Below are 17,997 nucleotides of genomic sequence, written 5' to 3'. Positions count from 1 at the left end.
CTCACCCGCAACTCATAACAGAAAGTTAAAGTTGAAAACCGCAATGCCGCGAATCTCTCGCGCCCACAACCTCAGTAATGACGTCGAACACTCACTTCCCCGATTGCCGAAACGCGTTGCGTTCACGCTCGTCGAATTGCTGGTCGTGATCGCGATCATCGGAATTCTTGTAGGACTGCTGTTGCCAGCGGTCCAAGCCGCTCGCCGCATGAGCTGCAGTAATAATCTCAAGCAAATCGGGCTTGCGATACACAACTACGAAAGCACGTACAAAGGATTTCCCGCTAGCCGAGTGAACATTGGTGACTACGAAGCCGGATGGCAAGTCATGTTGCTGCCGTTCATCGAACAATTGGCACTGTTTTCAACCTACGATGCAAATCGTACTTGGTGGGATGCGAAGAATTTGCCCGCAACTGAAACGACGGTTCCACAATTCTTGTGTCCCTCGGCACTCTCGCCACGAACCATGCCAAGCCAAGCCAAGCCGCTCCAAACAGTTCCAACAAGAGCCGATGATTCATCGAATCAATCAACCGCGTCTTCAACGCCAGCTTCCAAATGTCTTGGAACAAAAGATCCGGCCTTGGTGGGTCGGGCAAGTTTCCGGTGGCTTTAAACGCCGCGCAGGAACCGGCGGACATGCCGGCTCCGACTCGCACCCAAGAATTGATTGCCAATTCTTGGGCTCCAACAGCGACGCATACCAAGCCATCGAACGGCCGTTTGGGGGCGGCAAAGTGGCGGTTCACCGCAGCACACAGGCGACGACGAAAACAGCGGGCGACCAAACCCGCGTCCGCCCATTGTTTTGAATTTTCGCCAGACGAGCAACCAGCGGCACTAACTGCGCGACTTGGGTCCTTTCTCGTCTTGCCGGTCCGAATCCCAAGCACCGACGTCTGAGCGAAAGTTCGTCCGCGCAAAAACATTTTGCTGCAAGCGCGGCAAGAAATGGCCACGATAGTTCGCGTCGGGCTCGGTCACCAGAAATTTGGCTCCCCTTCGCCTCCGACAAAGCGTTGGATCTTGCCATGAAGTCCACACGCCTAGGTAAGCCGCATTCAGTGCGACTGCCATGCGTTTTTACCTACATGCGGTTCAATCAATTTGGCAAGGTGGTGGTGGGCTGGTGCCGGTTCACGCTGCTTGCGCGCGAGAGTACCGCAGCCGAAATCCCATTACCAATGGTCAAGGCTGCGATGCATCCAGATCTTTCAGCCGATTCAACACTTCAATTTCATCTGTCAACAAATTCCAAATCCCATCTTCCGACAGAATCCCCCGTTTCAAATTCTGAGGAATCACTCCATTGGCATCATCGTCACGATCCTTTCTCCACAATGGGCTTTGATAGTACTCTTTCAACTCATTGAATTTGGGGAGAATCCTTTGATATTGGTCGAGTGCCTTTTGGAGATTGGACACTTTTTCCATCGCATCATCACAAATTTCTTCGTAGTACACGATTCTCTCAACGGCATCCATTTCAGTCATCCTTCTAGAGTTTTTCCATCCGTTATGGATCGGAGAATTCAAATTACCACGGCATCGCCACGATTCAAATCTAACCTAAGTGGATGCGTTACGAAGTCGGCCGAATCCAGAATTGAAATGTTGGTGCTCGCAAATGAAAAGTAAAATGTCTTTTGTTCGCTTAAGATGCACTGAGCAAGTTCGATTGGGCAGAGTGCTGGATCAGGTTCAGAACTAGATAGATTGGAGCACGTTTTCCACAGAGCCATCGCCGTCGGCTTGTTTGTCATCTGTCGATCTTACTCGGCGATTGAAAACCGAAACCCTATTCTGAGACCGACGAAGCGTTTCACTCCTTCGAGAGGTGACTTACGTGTTCCATCGCGCGTTCGTACGTCATGTAACAAAGAAGATCGATCGCCTGACTTTAGAAATCGGGCGATCGCCGGGTTTGAGATTCAACATTCAATCAGCTGCGAATCTCGTCAATGAGACGTTCCATCAATTGCTCTGGGCTGAAATCGGAGAGCGAGATATCAATGTCAATCTTCTTTGCTTTGTTCAACAACCGACAATCGATTTTCAGATCAAATTCGTTGTTTACGATCGCTGCTGAAAGCGTTCCCGAAAAGTGAATGCGATCGATCATGAACAGGTCGTCGTGATGCTCCGCTGCCAACGCGATGGCTTCGGCGGTTTCCGTCGAAACTGATTCTGCAGCTGTGACGGCTGCTTTGGCAATTTGAAGTCCCGCGGTCATGATCGCCAACTCCGCGTTGATGCGGAGCACTTCCGGGTTCATCTCTGGGCCAGCGAGATCCAGGGTGGAACTGGCAGCTTCCTTCACTTCTCGCAAAACGACTTCCGCGGCCTTCAACGACCCTTGCACCGCATAGCGCCCCGATCGGATGCCTATGTACGTTGCGTAGCGTGAGACTTCGACCGCGCGGCGTCCTGCGTACTGGTACCATTTCGCAGCTTTCCGGCTGTTGACCGCACTGCGGTAGCGTGACCAAGCGGTTCGCTCGCTTCGGATCCAAGAGTCCAAACGCGACCTAAGCGTTGCGACCGATTTCTCAGCCTTTTCCAGTTTCGCTTCAAACTCGTCGAATTCTTTTTGTGCCTCAGCGATCGCAGTGGCACGCTCCTGCTTGAGCGTGTTGACCTCGGCTTGAGCAGCATCCAAGGCACTTTGTGCTTTCTTGAATGACGCGGTCGCTTCGGTTGCCCAGTCTCGGGCTCCGCTGGCGACGTTTTGCTCCAGATGAGTACTGGCGTCGTTGCGAACGGTGGCATGGAATGTCCAATACGGCGTTCCGGTCATTTGAGATTCAAACGCATAGTCGACCATTCCCAACCCGTCGACTTCGGTGGTGATGCGATAATGCATTTTGTCCGCAGCTAGATGAATATCGACCGAGTGAGAAGCTCCCAGCACCGCCACGCTTCCTTTAACGATGAAGAAATCGTCGGCCGACTGAGTCATCTGGATATCGATGTGGACATCCGACACCGACAACGCCCCCAATTCAATCTCGTGTGTCCACGCGGTTAGACGAATCTTGGGAACGATGCCGGTTCGGTCGATCGATCCGTCGACTTTCGCCAGAAAGCGATCGTTGACGTACAGTTCGCCTTTCAGGCCGATGCCGTCTTCGATTCCAAGCTGTGTGTCGCCGCCGAGTGGTGCGATGTTGATGACAAGGTCGCGAATTTCAAAGTTCGGCAGAGCACTTTCGTTGATATCGACGGCACCGAGGCCAGACATGCGGTTTGCAAAGCGGACGAGGTCCAGGCTTGAGAGCGAGCTCAATTCACCGCGAAGGGCAACCTTCATTGGCGTACCGGTCGCAATGTTCAATTCGACCTTGCCAGCGATCATCACGTCGCGACCACCAATCACCATGTTTGCCGAGATGCCCAGACCAATCGTTGGAACCGCCGACGTCGGGTCCGCGGCAGCCAATTTGTCTCCGGTCGCTGGCTTATTGATCGTATCAACGTCCAGCAGCATCGTGACTTGTTGGAGGTCCAATCCTGTGACGCCAAAAGCGTCGCTGATGTTTGCCGCGGTGGCGGATACTCGCAGTTCACTGCCAGTCGGTGTGTCGGCAAATCCAGCGCGTCCGGTCAAACGAACGGGCAGGTCATTTTCTTGATGCAGCAGCAAATCCAACGCTGCGTAGACTTGGTCCTGATTTGTGCCGGGTGATTCCCAGACCAGGTAAGCACCGCCGGTCGTCATGTTTGGCGGCAAGCCGTCCAGATTGATTCCAGGCAACGTTGCACGAAGCATCATTTGTTCGCGAAACTGATCCCAGAATCGCGCGTCTTGTTTGGCCTGCTTGAACATTTCGATGGTGTCGGATTCGACGTCGCAAAGACAACGCCTTCGAGTTCCACAGCCGGAATGTCGATGCCAATCACGCCAAGGATGTCGTCCACGGCGGAGTCATCTGCTATCGTAGCTCGCGAAAGCAAGTTGACGCCGCGCTGAAGCCGTACGGTGAAGTTATCGGACTCATAAATTCGACCGTAAAAATCAGTCGCCCCAGCGGACATCTCGCCAGAGGAGATATCAACGGTCGCTGTCGAGAAGACCAAGTATGGCGACTGCAGCTCGATGGGCGATTGAAATCCTGAATCAGCGGGGACCAGTGATGGCAGGTCGGTCTCATTCGCGAGTGCCCAGGATCCAGTTGCCGAAATGTACTGAAGCAATACCGGAGCCGCAGAATCACCAAATTGACTGGTTCCCGAGAAGGATCCGTCGGCCTGGAACGCTGGTGATTCGATGGTGATGCCGGCGAATGTCGCGAGTTCATCAAAGGCGTTCAGTGCAACTCGCCCCGTCGCTTCGGCGGATGCCTTCATCTCCTGGACCAGAGCATTCGCTGCCGAGTCCATCGCCTGAGGCGACATGCCAGAATCGCCAAACACGCCATCAACTGCATCAGCGTGGATCGTCGTGGAACTGCCAGCCGATTCGCTGGCAACGGTGCTGACGACTGCCGGCAGCGTTGTCGGCAGGGCCGTCGCTTGTTCGACGCTAATGTCAGCCGCCATGAGTTGGCGGTTTTCAAGAGTCTCTAAGGGACGCGTAATGCTTCGTTTCGTGGCGCGTCGTTTTGTCTTTTTTTTCTTTGTCGTTGTGAGGGCGTTGATCATAGGATTGCAGGTGATTATCAGTGGTGAATTGGTTAGCGATTTCCGTTCACCATCACCTGTGCGAAACCCAGCCGGATCCCTGAACCAATTCCCAAAAGTTTTTGTCGCAGAAATGCTGGCCCCATTCAGTACCGCCGACCTTGTGCCTTGGAGAGCCGTGCAACGGAAATCCGCGCTGACCGGCACGAACCAGCCCTGCGTCCTTAGCTACAATGCTCCCGCTGGTACTTTCCCGAATTGAAGATCGACTATGACACACGCCCAGAAGTTACCTGTTGCAATCGTTGTACTCGCCGCAATCGCAGCACCGTGTCTGGTTACAAACACTGCTGCGCAGCAGCCTCCGTACGATGTCGTTCCTGAAGCCGAACCACCGTACTATCGCGTCCGATACGAAGCGTCCGATGAACTTGGCCAATTGTGTTTTCCGGTGAAGTACACCGTTTGGATTCCGGCAGAGGTTCAGACGCTTCGTGGCGTCGTCGTTCATCAGCATGGCTGCGGGGAAGGTTCGTGCAAATCAGGTTTGACCGGCGCCTACGACTTGCACTGGCAGGCTCTGGCCAAAAAACATGACTGTGCCTTGCTGTCGCCGTCTTACGAGCAGCCCCAGGAAGCGGACTGTCAACGATGGTGCGATCCGCGCAACGGTTCCGCGGCCACGTTTGATCGCGCGCTAAAGGATCTTGGCGTGATGTCTGGTCACGCGGAACTTGCCAACGCGCCACTTGCACTTTGGGGACACAGCGGCGGTGGTCACTGGTGTGGCGGTATGGTGATGACGCAGCCCGAACGTATCGCTGCGGCTTGGCTTCGTTCCGGAGTTCCGTTGTTTGAAGCAAATTCTGAACGCACTGAGATCCGGCCGCATTCATTGCCCGAGGCCGCACTGCAAGTTCCCATGATGTGCAATCCGGGCACGAAAGAAGGCGTGACTGTGACGGACGGTCGGTTTGCCAAAGTCTGGCCAGCCAACGTCGCGTTCTTTGGCAAGGTTCGCGGACGTGGTGGGCTTGTGGGTGTTGCGATTGATCCATTAACCGCACACGAATGCGGGAACTCTCGCTACATGGCGATTCCCTGGTTGGATGAGTGCCTTGGGTTGCGATTGCCCGCTAACCATGGCGACGCTTTGAAAGTGATTTCGCAAGACACTGCTTGGCTGGCCGAGCCGAAAGAAACGACCGCGATACCGGCGGCAAAGTTTGATGGTGATCCACTCAAGATGGGCTGGTTACCCAGCGAAAGCATCGCCAAGGCGTGGATGCAGTTTCGCCAAGACACGAACGTTGACGATTTTTCACCACCGCCCGCACCGACGCATGTCGTCTGTGAAGGAAACGAATTGCGTTGGAGCGCCGAAGCGGATCTAGAAAGCGGAGTCGGGAAGTTCATTGTGATGCGCGACGGAAAATTGCTCGCCGAAGTATCCGGCAACGGCAAGAACCGCTTTGGTCGGCAGCTCTTTCAGAATTTGCAGTACAGCGACACGCCAGCCCAACCGCTGGCAAAAATGGAATTCACTGACACCACAGCAATCGAAAAGACGCATGAGTATCAGATCATCACGGTCAATACTGTCGGCTTGAAGTCAGCGCCAACCGTGGCTGTCCGAAGCTCGAATTGAGTCCGGAATGGTCATTTGCGACACTCGGTCGTAAATGTGATCGCTGGGTTTTCGCTCTTCAGCCGCCGAGGAAGCTCGAGGGGCAGAGCCGATTGCATCTAGATGCACGAAGGGGCCGTGATCAATCTCTTGAGATATTCGCGTGCCTGCACTGGCTATCGGACGGCGACGGGAACGATTTGTTGCGTTTCTAGGTTTCGCCGGTTCGTCTTGTCGACCGACGTTAGGAAATGCGCCTGAAAGGGGCGGCGAACGGCGGGCGGTAGTCCGGTTGTGAAACTAAATTCGCGACGAGCCCGACTCGATAGCCTTGGCATCAGGCAGCTAACGGCTTTGATGGGATCGACTCTGCCGACGACGGCGACGCGTCGTGATTGGTCGATCAGAGACGTGAGCTCATCCAGCATGTGTTGTTCGCGCTGGCAGGTCGGTTCGCCAGCCTTTTGCGTTGGTGCCAAGAGCGGCGCGTCGGGAAGACTGGCCATCGGCAATTCGGAGCAACGCATCTCCAGCGGCAGCCTCAGCAAGCCCATCGCCATGGCGGTATTGGCGACGGAGATTGGATCGTAGCTGTAAAGAGCGAATTGCGAATCGCTTAACAGCAATATGAGCGTGACCAGCTGGGTCGCTCCCCGGCCGCTGTATTCGGGGCCGCCCAAAACCGATCGTGTGATCGCGAAACAGTCTTCTTTGATCGGGAAATAGTTGATGCTCCAGTCATTGGGGTCATCACTGGCGGCGCGCGATGGCATCCATCGGCATAGCTCTTGGCTTGTCCAACGATCGATGCCGTCCGACTTCGCAACAAGCTGATACCCCTTCATGCTTCCACGGTCGGAGGAAGCGAAGATAGCCTGCTGGACGTTGATAGTATTCATGCGGACGCTTTCCCTAGCCTTGTCCGACGATCCAACGCAACGGTTCCAGAACACCTTGCGGTTGAATATGAAACGGCATTCTTGTTTGTCGGCCATTGGAGTCAGCCAACGTTCCTGAACTGCCGGCGACGCTGGCCGCAAAGAAGTTATGATTCGTGAATGTACGCCGACAATACTCGAACATTCGCGGCGTATTGTTGGCCGCGAATCTGGCCGGATCTTCGATCGCTTCGGGGCAGCCATCGCATTTGGTGAACACGATCGCGATCGATGGTCCGGCGTCTTTTCGAGCAGCCGAATCGGTGGTCAATCCATGTTGGCCCGCGATATAGGAGGCCAATTTCATCCCAAACAGATCTTCTGCTGATCCCTCGTCACGGACTCGCAACGAGTCGCACAGAATCATCAGTCCGGTGGACTTCTGCACGACATGTCCGATTGCCGGATACATGCCGGATTGGTTGATCTCCATTGCGATGGCTTCGCCAGCAAAGTCGGGAGAAATCAGGTCAATGTGCTCGGTCGATTTCTTTTTGGCCATCGAAATCTGGCAATGCAACCACTTCCAAGCGTCTGCTTCGGTCGGTGTCTTTTCGGGGAACATTTTACGTTCCAGTGCGGTCACCACCTGTTCCTGCAAATCGATCGAGAACGCGCTGGTGGCCGAACCGCGGAAGGCATCGGAACCCTTGCTAAGAATGTCCAATAGCAGTCCCAGATAAACCGTCTTGCCAGCGTTACTAGCGCCCAGAACCGAAATGAAATCTTGTCGCCCGCCGCGTGCGGCCACTGTACTGGACAGCGTCGTCGGTGTTTCACAAGTAGGACAGTAGTCGCTTGTGGACAGCAAAGGCTGATCACAGCAGGCGCATGGAATATCGGTTTCCGGATCGCCTAGGGAAACATCTCTGTATTTGGCTGTCGTGCTCATGACTGGATGCTCTCGGTGGGGGACTCGGGAAGGTTAGTCAGTGCCGACGCGCTGACGCAGCATCGGAACCCAATATTTGCACCTCTAAACAGCAGCGGCTGTCCGGTTCGAAACTGACAGGTCGCTTGTGAATGGAAGTAGGTATCGAATGATCCGCCGCGAATTTCGGCCATCGTTTGATCCAGCAGGACGGAGACTCCCTGTTCGGTCTGGGGATGGAATAGCACGTCGACCCACTCCCATACATTGCCGACCAGTTGCCGGACGCCGTTTGGCGTGTTGCCGGTTTCGTAACTTCGCACCGAAACGGTTTCACCGATCCCGCCGGCCCATGTGTTTGCTTTGGACGGGTCGAAAGCATTTCCCCATGGATACCGAAGTTCGGTTCCGCCGCCGGCGTGAGCTTCCGGCCAAGTCCCGGCGCGTTGCCATTCTTCGGAAGTTGGCAGGCGTTTACCGATCCACGCTGCGTAGGCGTTGGCTTCGTACCAACTGAGCCCGACAACCGGATGGTCAAGCTTCGCCGCGTCCGGTTTGCCGTTGACCCAGTACTTTGGCCCATGACTCCCGGTGCTGTCCAGAAAATGAAGCACGTTTGGTAGCACGTCTTCAGGCCAATAGTCGGCCGTGACGTACCCACCTGCTTGAACGAATCGCAGATAGTCACCGTTGGTCACACAGTCGCGATCAAGATACAAGGATTGGACGGAAACAACATTGGCAGGATCCGTCACCGTTTCAAACCCGCTGGGAGTTGAGACGATCGTGTCGCTGGTCAGCCGAACGTCTCCGCCAGGCACAAGTGCCATGTCGTGCTCGACTGCCTTCCAGGCGCATGACAGTGAACACTCATCCAACGGCATGACACTTTCGTCGGTCAGCACGCGGCAGTAACGTCGATCGCGAATCAACCGTCGCGTATCAGGTGGCGCCGAAGACACATCGGGAAAACCGCTGGCGCTGGCACCAGCTTTTGAGCCGAGTGGATTGCAAAATCCGACGGTATCGAAAAATAGAGTTGCTAGTGACACGAAGGTCTCCGTGTTCGAGTAAATTTGGATTGGTCGGGAAAAGATGCTGGGGACCTTTTCGCACTCTTTGTTTTGCTGCGGCTACTGTCGCTGGGAATTGGATCGGTTGGAATCAATCTCGCGGCGCAATCGTTTGAATTGCTGCGCGGCGTTGTCGCTACCGCCAGTAGGCGACTGTGATGCCGTTGAATTTATTGACGGCGACATTGACGACAACGTGCTCAGCGGGGCGATCGACTTAGACAGTGAATTTGACACCGAACTGACGTTCGACCGGTTTGTGGACGGATTGTTAGCGTCAGCCGCGTGGGAGTTGGAACCGTGCTGCGTTGCTTTGATCTGCAGAAAGGATCGTTGTTCGGATTCAAGCTGCAACCACGCTTGGGTCAACTGCTCGATTCTCTCTTTGGCCACCTGCTGTTCAGCTGCTTGTTCGGATTCCCACTGTCGTTTTTCAAGTTGCAGTTGTTCGGCACGCTTTTGCAGTCCGTGATCATCTAACGGAACCGGTTGCGACGATTCGATCGCGTGATCAAGACGACGTGACCATTGCGCGACGAAAGTCTCCAGATCACGCGTTAGGGCGTGAAGGCTTTCGACGATATCGTGCGATGGCTGATCGTTTTCGGTTGGATTGAATGTGTGATCTTGCATCAATATTCAACTCGTCTCCAGAGCTTGGCAAGACGTTTCGTCAGCGGCGCTTCTTTCTCCTCAAGCTTCTCTTGCTCGTGAATTTCACGCAGATGCGCTCGCAAAGCTTGAATACGATTGGACGTTTCCGTCTCGACCGGATTCTCGCTTTTGGGCAACGTTTCGACGTCCGACAGCTTGCTGGACAATTCAAACCGCATTCGCGAGAGCTTTGCTTGTTCCTGGGCTAGCTTGACGCGTTCTTCTCGAAGCTCCCGTTCTTGACGCTCCGACATTTCACCGAGCTTCTGCTCCGCGCTGAGCGATTTTTGCTGCGACTCTGCTAGGTCATTCTGCAATTGTCGATTCGATGCCTGCAGTGACTCCAACGTGTCTTCGTATTGCTTGGGAGCACCTCCGCGGAATGCGGCTTCCTTTAGCTTTCGATGCAAATTCTGTTGCGCTTTATCAGACTCTTCGATCCGTCTGCGTAGCGAGCCGACTTCAGCGGCGTGTTCGTCTTCGCGTTGGCTCAAACGCTTTTCGATATCGCCGACCCAGCCTTCCAAATGACCGCGTTCTTCCTTTTCGGCGCGAGTAGCGATCTCCGCGGCAAGCAGCATTTCTTCCAACAGGGCGACGCGTTCGTCACTGCGATTCGCTTCGTCGATAAGCTCCTGCATTCGCGCCAGCATTTTGTCAGTCTGGCCAAAGTCCGATTCTGGACCCGCACTTGAGCTGTCGAGTGTGCTCTGGCTTTCAAACTCCGCATCGCGTTGGGCAAGCGCGGCTTGCAGCTCTTCGATTTCGGCGTGCAGGAGAGCGACGGTCTCGTGATCGTAAGATGCTTCCTCCTCGAAGGCGAAGAAATCATCTGGGATGTCCAATGCGAACGCGTCCGAGTCGTCCGTTGCGAGACATTCAATGTCGGTCGGTTCTTCTTCCTGCTGTTCTTGCTGTCCCATCTCTTCGGGCGTGTTTGGGACACTGTCAGCTTGAACGCTTTGGATCGGCGCGGCGGAAGAAGGTTCGGGTGACGTGTCAGCTGACGATCCAGCTGAAGCTGCATCAACCGCGGTAGCGATTTCGATGCGATAGTCACCGACGCCAATGACGTCGCCAATATTAATTTCCGATTCGGCTGAGATCGCTTCACCATTGACCAGGGTGCCGGTAGCTGACATCCAATCTTGAATGATCAACTGGCCATCGGTGAGTTCCAAGCGGCAATGAATCTCTGATAGACCCGAGCCTGATAGCTTGAGCCCGCAGTTGTTAGAGGTTCCAGCAAAGATACTTTGGTCGGGACGTAGCGAAACCTGCTTTGTCGAACCAAATGAGTCGGTTACCGAAAGTGTAAAATTCGCGGTGTCGGTTTTCTGTGAAATCATGCTTCGACTCCTGTTGGCAATGCGGTGAACGACGACGTGGCGATGGGACTGTTAGCGTCGGAGTCGCCGGCGGACAGCGGAGGCGCATGTTGCGTCTCATTTTCCTGTGCCTCGGTTTCATGCTGGGCTTGTTCCGCACCGTCATCAAAGAGGCGATCCATCGATCGGAACAATAACTCTGCCGTGCATGGACGCTGCAGCACATCATCGGGTGTAAATCCAACTCGATCATTCCAGTCGATCGCATGGGCGTCAGCATCACCAAGCAACGCAATGCGTTTGACGTTTGCGGCTTTGGGATTCGATGTTGAAAACAGGTGAGCGATCAGTTGACATGCCATGTCGTCGTCCGCAGCAAATGCCAGCGTGTGCGGGATCGAACGCTTGAGGACAAGTTGAAGGGCAAGCTTGTCACGGACGACCTTGCCAGCATATCGATTGTCCGATGCTTCCAGCTCGGCACGCAAGTTCTGTGCGGCAGCAGCGTTGGGCTCGAAGACGACAAAATTGCCGGCAACGACTTGGGAACGAATCTCGACCAACTCGGCCATCACAAATCCGCGGAGAACTTGGCGGACCTCCGTTTCGCTCCATCCCAGCTCACGCTGAATTTCCGCATGGCTCTTAGGATCCGAGAGCAAGTTCAAGATCTTCATGTGCCTGGCAGGTAATCCTGCGCGATCCAGATTTTGTCCTCGAATGGCCCGGCGGACGTATGATTGGTTTTGACCGGAAGTCGCCTGGGGATCATCGGAGCACATCGCGGCTTCGACCAGTAAAGCAAGCAAGCTGATATCAAGCGGCAGATTCTTGTGGAGTGCGTTTTGCGAATGCCCTAGCTCGAACCGGAATGCGTTTAGGTTTTGCTCAAAGGCTAGCTGAACCAGCATCGACGCTTGGAAACGAAGCAGCTTGGTCATCAAACGTGGATCCAGCACTTTCTGATCCAGTAATTGAACGAACCCATCGACCTCTGCGCAGCTGCGACCGCTCATGGTCATTCTCAAGACGGGCGCGAGACTGCTAAGCGAATCTGGCAACTGAGAGACGATTTTCTCGATGTCATCCGGATCCATTCCCGATCCGTAAACACCTTGAATACGGCCCTTGTCCAAATGGAAGCGAATTCTTGCGCGATCAGCTTCGACTTCTAGCACGCCACTCTTGCGACCGTTGTTCAAAAAGTCCAGTAGTTCGCGCAGTCCAAAGCAAGTTAGTGAACCAGCCAGTTCAGCTTCGCTCTGTTGGTTGATTACCTCGGGTACCGCGGATCCCTGGGACTGGGATGTCACGACCATTGCCGCCGTTTCCAAAGCGTTGGCAACCGTCATCAACAGCAACTGCTCGGTGTACGGTTTAGGCAGCATGTCGACCACGTTGTCCAGGTCGACGTATTCGGCGTACGCCTTTTTGCGCAGCGTCGAACTGATCACGACTGGAATTGATCGCAGCTCTGGAATTTCGACCAACTTGCAGCAGACGTCGTATCCGGTGGTACCAGGAAGCTGATGGTCTAGCAAAATCAAGTCGGGAGAACATTCGCCCGCCAAACGTACTCCGTCTTCCGCGTTGGGAGCCAGCACGACACGGTAGCCGGCGGGAGTCAAATGGGTATCGACCAACTTTCGAATGGTCGCGCTGTCGTCGATCACGAGAACGGTTTTGTCAGTCACTGGATGGCTCCGCAGGGTGGTAGATCACTAAGATGAGAATCGAGAAAATGGCTAAGGTTCGGCATTTTGGTCAGTGCCAAATCGAGGGACTCGTCAGCGAGAGGCTTGATCAAGTAGTCGGTCGCGCCCAGCTCTTTGGCTCGCGTCGTGAACTCGATTTCGTTTCGGCTACTGATGATGACGACGGGCGGCCGTGCAGCGCGATCGTCTGATTTGATGGCTGAGAGGAGATCCATGCCTGTGACATGAGGCATTTCCATATCACTGAAGACCGCGTCAATGGTCTCGTGACGGAAGATCTCAAGCGCTTGTCGACCGTCAGACGCTTCGATGATTTCGACGGGATAGCGACTCAGGGATTCCACCACTCGTTTTCTGGCAGTTACTGAGTCGTCGGCAACCAGGACGCGCGGGCGCTGCTTGTTCGTTTGATGCTGGGCAGATGCCGTCGGCTGTGCAGTAGCTTGATTGATGCGAGATGCTTGGGAATCAACCACACGTCTGGCGTCTAGTAACAGAACCAGCTCACCTGTCCCCGATAGAGTCGCACCGTTGCAGTAGGGATGATTTCTCAGCAGCGATGGAAGCGGCCGCACGACGACTTCCTCTGCTCCCAGCACTTCGTCGACCAAGAGTGTCACCCGGCCGTGTCCATCCGTTCGCGACGCTGTATCTGTTAGCACGATTCGCTGTTCATCCTGAGCAGCAAAATCTTTTGTCTCACCGAAGACTTCCGAGAATCGAAGTGTTGTTGCGCCGCCCAATTCAGGGTTAACACATTGAACCGACTGCATCGGTAGAGCAAATAGTCGCCCGGCCGACCGAAACACCATCGCATGCTGAATGACCGACGGGATCGGAAAACTAAGTCGGATTCGTGTTCCCTTACCCGGATCGGAATCAACGTCCAGCCAGCCACGCATGCGTTTCAATGTTGATGCAACGACATCCATGCCGACGCCACGCCCCGCAGCTTGGTTGGTGGATTCGCGAGTCGAAAATCCAGGCTGGAAGATCAACTGCGACAGTTCCGACTGACTGACCGACTGATCGTTAGCTAACAAACCGCTGGAAATTCCGCGGCGCCGGATAGCTTCGTAGTCCAGCCCACCACCATCGTCGCGGATTTCGATGACGAACACGTCCGGTCCTGCTTTCGCTTCCACCGTGATCGTTCCCACGGCTTCTTTGCCACTTCGCTCACGCTGCGACGCCGATTCGATGCCATGGCACACTGCATTGCGAACGATATGCAGCATTGGCTCATACAAACGCTGTTGCAATGAACGTTCGATACCACTGTCTTCGCCGACCAACTGCAATCGAACCTGTTTGGATTCTACATTCGCTGTGTCACGTACCACGCGCTGCAATCGGCGGAACAATCCGGAAATGGGAGTGGTGCGAAGTTCAACGAGCTCTTGGCGAAGTTGACCGATCAGCTGACTGAGGGCGGCATTCCCTTCGGCGACTGGGCGCAGGCCGTCTCGAACGCTCTGGGCGACTGCAAAGACATCGTTTGCGACTTCGGACAATTGCAACGAACTTGCGTCGGATTGCTCATTTCCGTCATGGCTAAGCAGCCGCATCTTCGAGACGCTACCGATGAGTTCGTGGTAGACCTCTTGCAACTCGCTGACTTCGGTTTTTCGCCGATTACGCAACATCACCATCTCCGATAGCGTGTCCATCAATCGGTTGACCTGCGACGACTTCACACGAATCGAATCGTCATCATTGCTGACGTCCGGTGTAAAAGACGGCGTCGAAACGATTGCTGCAGGCTGGCTGGTGGCCGCCTGAAACTGAGTCGGATTGGGTTGGGGTGCGACGATTTCAGAGGGTGTGTCGTCGCTACTGATTTGCCTGCGTATTGAATCAACGCACTGGAGGAGTGCGTTGATAAAGGACGCGTCGCCAGCTGAACTCTGGTCGGCAAGTCTGTCTTCCAACAAGTGCAATTGGCCTGCCAAGTCCGAGAGCCCAACGCTAGCCGATGCACCCTTGAGTGTATGGAGTTCACGTCCAATCTGATTCAGAGAGTCGGCGTCGCTGGGATCGTTCTCAAGGCGAAGAAGTGCGTCTTCCATCGATGCCATGCAACTGGATGCGTCTTCCAAGAACGCTTCTTTCAGCTCGGCATCAAGAGACTCAAGCGAAATTTGGACGCTAAGTTCAGTGCTTGGTGTGTCGTCAACGACTGCGGGTTCGCTTGCTGGCGCGACTGTGATTGTCGACTGATCGATCGGTGTCGAAGTCTCGCCCATCGCATTAAGCAACGACGCGATTTCTTCCGCCGTCGGTGCCTGATAAGATTCGTCTTCGGATTCTTCATCCGCTAGCTCTTCATCTTGAGAAGCGAATTCAAAACCATCGCTCCATGCATCTGAATTCTCTAAAGACGGGCCATCAAACGCGAAGTCCTCATCAGCGACGCAGCTCATACCAAGGCTCTCGCCCCATCGGCCTGTCGCTTCTTGCAGCAATGCTGCCAGATCGATTGAAGTCGGTTGTTCGGATTCCGCGACCAAACGAATTTCTCGTACTCCATCATTGATCAGTTCGACCACATCCGAATCCAAAGGCCCCTGTGAGCTGTCGCCTTGGACCGTGTCGATTACCTGTGCCAGAAGGTTCGTCAAGCGATGCAAATCGGATTGCGGAGACTCTTCGGTTGCGAAGCGAATTTCTTCGAGCAGCTCGCGGTTTTCAGCGATGGATGGTATCTGGCTGTTGCTTTCGCTTGGCATCAAGACACCTCACAGGATGGCAAGGCAGTCACTGGCGATGGCAATGCGATGACGGGGACCGAAGCACTCGATGGCGCGTCGCCGGCAACCGAAGGCGTCGAGTTTTCTTCGTTTTCAGTGGGCTCTGAAGGGTTTGAACTCGTTTCGTTGACGTCGTCCTTTTCCGCCTTACTGCAGTCGCGCAGTCTGCCGATGGTCGTGACAATTTGAGCCGGTGTTTTGGTGATCGACTTCATGGTCCAGCAAACGCCCTCCGCACCACTGCGATTGGACTTAGCAATCGTTGCGATTTGCTGAACGGTTTGCACGATATCCTGCGCAAACTGCACTTGTTGCCCCGACAAATGAGTCACTTGCTGAAGATGCTGCGAGCTCTGCTCAGCGAATTCACGAATTTGTTGTAGCGACGTCTCGGCCACGTTTGCTCTGGCAGTCTCTGACTCGATTCGTTTTCCTTCACGCTGGATTCCGCATATGGACTCGTCAATCACCAATTGCATCGCATCGGTCAGGCCAGCAATCTCTCGCGTCGCGTCGTTGGTTTGTTCGGCCAGCCGACGAACTTCATCAGCAACAATCGCGAAGCGACGGCCGTGCTCACCAGCCCGAATCGATTCGATCGAAGCGTTCAGAGCCAGATGGTCTGTGCGAGCGGTAATGTCATTGATTGTCCCGACGATTCCGGAAATTTGCTGTGCCGGATCGCACAGGCTAAGCAGCTTACGCTGGCATGTCTGGGAATCGGTGCGAACCAGTTCCAGTCCCTGCATCAATTCGCTGACTGTTTCAAGAGCGGCCGTCGCCGATACGACTGTGTCCTGAACCTTTGCCTGGGCGTCAATTGCATTGGACGAAGCAACGTCAATGGCCACGGCAAGCTGTTCGACGTAGGCCGTTGCCTTTACGACGGCGTGTCCTTGCGTTTCGGTTCCGTCCGCGATCGTTTGCGCGTGTTGGTCGATCTCGCTGGCACCTGATTCAATTTGTGAAACATGTGCGTGCAGTGCATTTCCAAGCGCTGACAATACGCCTTGAAGTTGCCCACTGGTAGGAGCACCGCTGCGATCGCGACGATTCAACAACGACATCATTTCTTTGATCTCACTGTTCTGACGGCGCGTATTCGCGGCAATCGTTTCCCAATGCTGAGCACATTCGCCGATGCGTCTCGACGTCTCATCGATCTCCGTCAAACCGGATCGAAGCGTGACGGCGTTCTGATCGTCAGCGACAACCGATTCAAGAATGATCAACCCTCGCTTGATTTGTCGGGCGCATGCCCAACTCGCAACAATTACTATTCCCAGCGAAATGCCTGCCACAGGGGCGATCGACGTCCCGCTGGTCAGCTGGACAGCTGCGACAGACAGGGCGGCCACGATTGCATGTGACGTGACGAAAAAGCTACTCAGTTTCATCATTCACTCCCGGATGTGGATTGGGTTTGTGGCGGCAGCGATTCCACAACGGCATCATCTGGTAACGCCCAAACGTTCTCGACCAACTGCTGAACTCGCTGATAGATTCCGTTGTGATCTAAGACTCGCACGATCTGGTCGCGATGCATGGCGGTTCCCAGTTCGACTGTTTCGCGCTGTTGCTCGGTGTTGCCAAGTACTTCAAGAGTTTCAACGGATCCCGCTTCAGCGATCAGCAGTGCCCACGTGACATTGCCATTGATCACCAATAGCGTGCTCTCGGCTTCTTCATCGCGTTTTGCGTTGACTTCTAGGATGCCGCTGATGGAGATGGCCGGAATGAACTCGGCCCGAAGATGGCAGATGCCTGCGAGGCAGGGATGGCAATCGGGAACGCGTACGAGCGCCGGAGAAGCAGTGATCTCCCGCACAACGACCGCAGGGATCGCAAACCAGTCGCCACCTGAGCGAAACATGCAGTGTTTTTTGTCGGCTGCTGAATCTTGGGAAGTCGACTGAAAGGTTTCGTTGTTTGACTGTGTAGCAATCATCATTGTTCCCCCTTTGAGAGCTGCTGTTCTAAACGCAGCTTGATTGCTGCGAGGCGCTGCAGCGGATCTGAGGTTTCCAGCAGTTCCGCTCGTTCGCTGATTTCCGCGGCGACTTCGATTCTGGTCGGTGCTGTCTTTGTTGGCTTGCTCGTTGTCAGCGCAATGCTGTTTTCGTCATTGCCAGATCGATCTGACTGGAACACAACCGGATGCGGTGTTGGATAGGGAATCGGCTCGGGCAAATTGTTCTGCTCGCTCTGCTCGACTGCGCTGCCTGGGTCTTTGCACGGACACGCTTGATCGCTGAACTGTTGTGTGACTTGGTCGGTTAACGTCTCCAACCGACTTTGCATTTCGTACGCAAACTTCACCATTTCGTCACGCAGGCTTTCCAGCGTGTCGCCCTCGTGGGACTGCGAAAAAGGATCCGTTGCCCGTGGGCCTGAGAATGTTTCCATCGCCTGAGCTCC

General features: G+C 54.6%; 15 protein-coding genes. 2 read left to right on the top strand and 13 right to left on the bottom strand.

Annotation, left to right across the window (positions count from 1 at the left end; genetic code table 11):
* Positions 1–43: 43 nt before the first annotated feature.
* Positions 44–619: a DUF1559 family PulG-like putative transporter gene (locus K239x_RS00525; protein WP_145415766.1), complete on the top strand. Its 576-nt coding sequence runs from the start codon at positions 44–46 to the stop codon at positions 617–619.
* Between the two features lie 572 nt (positions 620–1,191).
* On the opposite strand, the gene K239x_RS00520 is transcribed toward K239x_RS00525, so the two are convergent.
* From K239x_RS00520 to K239x_RS00510, 3 genes are all read right to left on the bottom strand, one after another.
* Positions 1,192–1,488, bottom strand: a complete 297-nt coding sequence (locus K239x_RS00520) for a DUF4298 domain-containing protein (protein ID WP_419189498.1) — start codon at positions 1,486–1,488, stop codon at positions 1,192–1,194.
* Positions 1,489–1,945: 457 nt separating this feature from the next.
* Positions 1,946–3,829: a hypothetical protein gene (locus tag K239x_RS00515; RefSeq protein ID WP_145415764.1), complete on the bottom strand. Its 1,884-nt coding sequence runs from the start codon at positions 3,827–3,829 to the stop codon at positions 1,946–1,948.
* Entirely contained in the window at positions 3,772–4,542 is a 771-nt protein-coding gene (locus K239x_RS00510; RefSeq protein WP_145415763.1) for a hypothetical protein, read from the bottom strand. The genes K239x_RS00515 and K239x_RS00510 overlap by 58 nt, the downstream gene beginning before the upstream one ends.
* A 352-nt stretch (positions 4,543–4,894) precedes the next feature.
* On the opposite strand from K239x_RS00510, the gene K239x_RS00505 reads away from it, so the two are divergent.
* Complete coding sequence (locus K239x_RS00505) at positions 4,895–6,271, top strand: alpha/beta hydrolase (RefSeq protein WP_145415762.1); 1,377 nt, start codon at positions 4,895–4,897, stop codon at positions 6,269–6,271.
* 155 nt (positions 6,272–6,426) lie between these two features.
* Here K239x_RS00505 and K239x_RS00500 read toward each other — a convergent pair whose 3' ends face one another.
* From K239x_RS00500 to K239x_RS00455, 10 genes are all read right to left on the bottom strand, one after another.
* Positions 6,427–7,149, bottom strand: coding sequence for a GAP1-N2 domain-containing protein (locus K239x_RS00500; protein ID WP_145415761.1), 723 nt, complete (start codon positions 7,147–7,149; stop codon positions 6,427–6,429).
* 13 nt (positions 7,150–7,162) lie between these two features.
* On the bottom strand, positions 7,163–8,080 hold the full coding sequence (locus K239x_RS00495; protein WP_145415760.1) for a TRAFAC clade GTPase domain-containing protein: 918 nt from the start codon (positions 8,078–8,080) through the stop codon (positions 7,163–7,165).
* Positions 8,077–9,111, bottom strand: coding sequence for a formylglycine-generating enzyme family protein (locus K239x_RS00490; RefSeq protein ID WP_145415759.1), 1,035 nt, complete (start codon positions 9,109–9,111; stop codon positions 8,077–8,079). Before K239x_RS00490 ends, K239x_RS00495 begins: the two co-directional genes overlap by 4 nt.
* An 81-nt stretch (positions 9,112–9,192) precedes the next feature.
* Complete coding sequence (locus tag K239x_RS00485; protein WP_145415758.1) at positions 9,193–9,765, bottom strand: hypothetical protein; 573 nt, start codon at positions 9,763–9,765, stop codon at positions 9,193–9,195.
* Positions 9,765–11,135: an FHA domain-containing protein gene (locus K239x_RS00480; protein WP_145415757.1), complete on the bottom strand. Its 1,371-nt coding sequence runs from the start codon at positions 11,133–11,135 to the stop codon at positions 9,765–9,767. The genes K239x_RS00485 and K239x_RS00480 overlap by 1 nt, the downstream gene beginning before the upstream one ends.
* Complete coding sequence (locus tag K239x_RS00475; RefSeq protein WP_145415756.1) at positions 11,132–12,808, bottom strand: response regulator; 1,677 nt, start codon at positions 12,806–12,808, stop codon at positions 11,132–11,134. The genes K239x_RS00480 and K239x_RS00475 overlap by 4 nt, the downstream gene beginning before the upstream one ends.
* Positions 12,805–15,558 (bottom strand): hybrid sensor histidine kinase/response regulator, encoded by a 2,754-nt coding sequence (locus K239x_RS00470; RefSeq protein WP_145415755.1) that lies wholly within the window; start codon positions 15,556–15,558, stop codon positions 12,805–12,807. Before K239x_RS00470 ends, K239x_RS00475 begins: the two co-directional genes overlap by 4 nt.
* The gene (locus K239x_RS00465) at positions 15,558–16,979 is read right to left on the bottom strand and encodes a methyl-accepting chemotaxis protein (protein ID WP_145415754.1); all 1,422 of its coding nucleotides are present in this window, start codon (positions 16,977–16,979) and stop codon (positions 15,558–15,560) included. Before K239x_RS00465 ends, K239x_RS00470 begins: the two co-directional genes overlap by 1 nt.
* Positions 16,976–17,530 (bottom strand): chemotaxis protein CheW, encoded by a 555-nt coding sequence (locus tag K239x_RS00460; RefSeq protein ID WP_145415753.1) that lies wholly within the window; start codon positions 17,528–17,530, stop codon positions 16,976–16,978. The genes K239x_RS00465 and K239x_RS00460 overlap by 4 nt, the downstream gene beginning before the upstream one ends.
* On the bottom strand, positions 17,527–17,985 hold the full coding sequence (locus K239x_RS00455; protein WP_145415752.1) for a hypothetical protein: 459 nt from the start codon (positions 17,983–17,985) through the stop codon (positions 17,527–17,529). Before K239x_RS00455 ends, K239x_RS00460 begins: the two co-directional genes overlap by 4 nt.
* Positions 17,986–17,997 lie beyond the last annotated feature (12 nt).

It is taken from the genome of Stieleria marina (assembly GCA_007741555.1).
Taxonomy (GTDB): Bacteria; Planctomycetota; Planctomycetia; order Pirellulales; family Pirellulaceae; genus K23-9.
Note: the sequence above shows the minus strand (reverse complement) of the source record. Positions and strands in the feature narration are given on the sequence as shown.

Coding starts and splice junctions, on each gene's coding strand:
- K239x_RS00500 (WP_145415761.1), bottom strand. CDS start 7,149: ATGAATACTATCAACGTCCAGCAGGCTATCTTCGCTTCCTCCGACCGT.
- K239x_RS00455 (WP_145415752.1), bottom strand. CDS start 17,985: ATGGAAACATTCTCAGGCCCACGGGCAACGGATCCTTTTTCGCAGTCC.
- K239x_RS00505 (WP_145415762.1), top strand. CDS start 4,895: ATGACACACGCCCAGAAGTTACCTGTTGCAATCGTTGTACTCGCCGCA.
- K239x_RS00510 (WP_145415763.1), bottom strand. CDS start 4,542: ATGGCGGCTGACATTAGCGTCGAACAAGCGACGGCCCTGCCGACAACG.
- K239x_RS00470 (WP_145415755.1), bottom strand. CDS start 15,558: ATGCCAAGCGAAAGCAACAGCCAGATACCATCCATCGCTGAAAACCGC.
- K239x_RS00465 (WP_145415754.1), bottom strand. CDS start 16,979: ATGATGAAACTGAGTAGCTTTTTCGTCACGTCACATGCAATCGTGGCC.
- K239x_RS00480 (WP_145415757.1), bottom strand. CDS start 11,135: ATGATTTCACAGAAAACCGACACCGCGAATTTTACACTTTCGGTAACC.
- K239x_RS00495 (WP_145415760.1), bottom strand. CDS start 8,080: ATGAGCACGACAGCCAAATACAGAGATGTTTCCCTAGGCGATCCGGAA.
- K239x_RS00525 (WP_145415766.1), top strand. CDS start 44: ATGCCGCGAATCTCTCGCGCCCACAACCTCAGTAATGACGTCGAACAC.
- K239x_RS00485 (WP_145415758.1), bottom strand. CDS start 9,765: ATGCAAGATCACACATTCAATCCAACCGAAAACGATCAGCCATCGCAC.
- K239x_RS00515 (WP_145415764.1), bottom strand. CDS start 3,829: ATGTTCAAGCAGGCCAAACAAGACGCGCGATTCTGGGATCAGTTTCGC.
- K239x_RS00520 (WP_419189498.1), bottom strand. CDS start 1,488: ATGGATGCCGTTGAGAGAATCGTGTACTACGAAGAAATTTGTGATGAT.
- K239x_RS00460 (WP_145415753.1), bottom strand. CDS start 17,530: ATGATGATTGCTACACAGTCAAACAACGAAACCTTTCAGTCGACTTCC.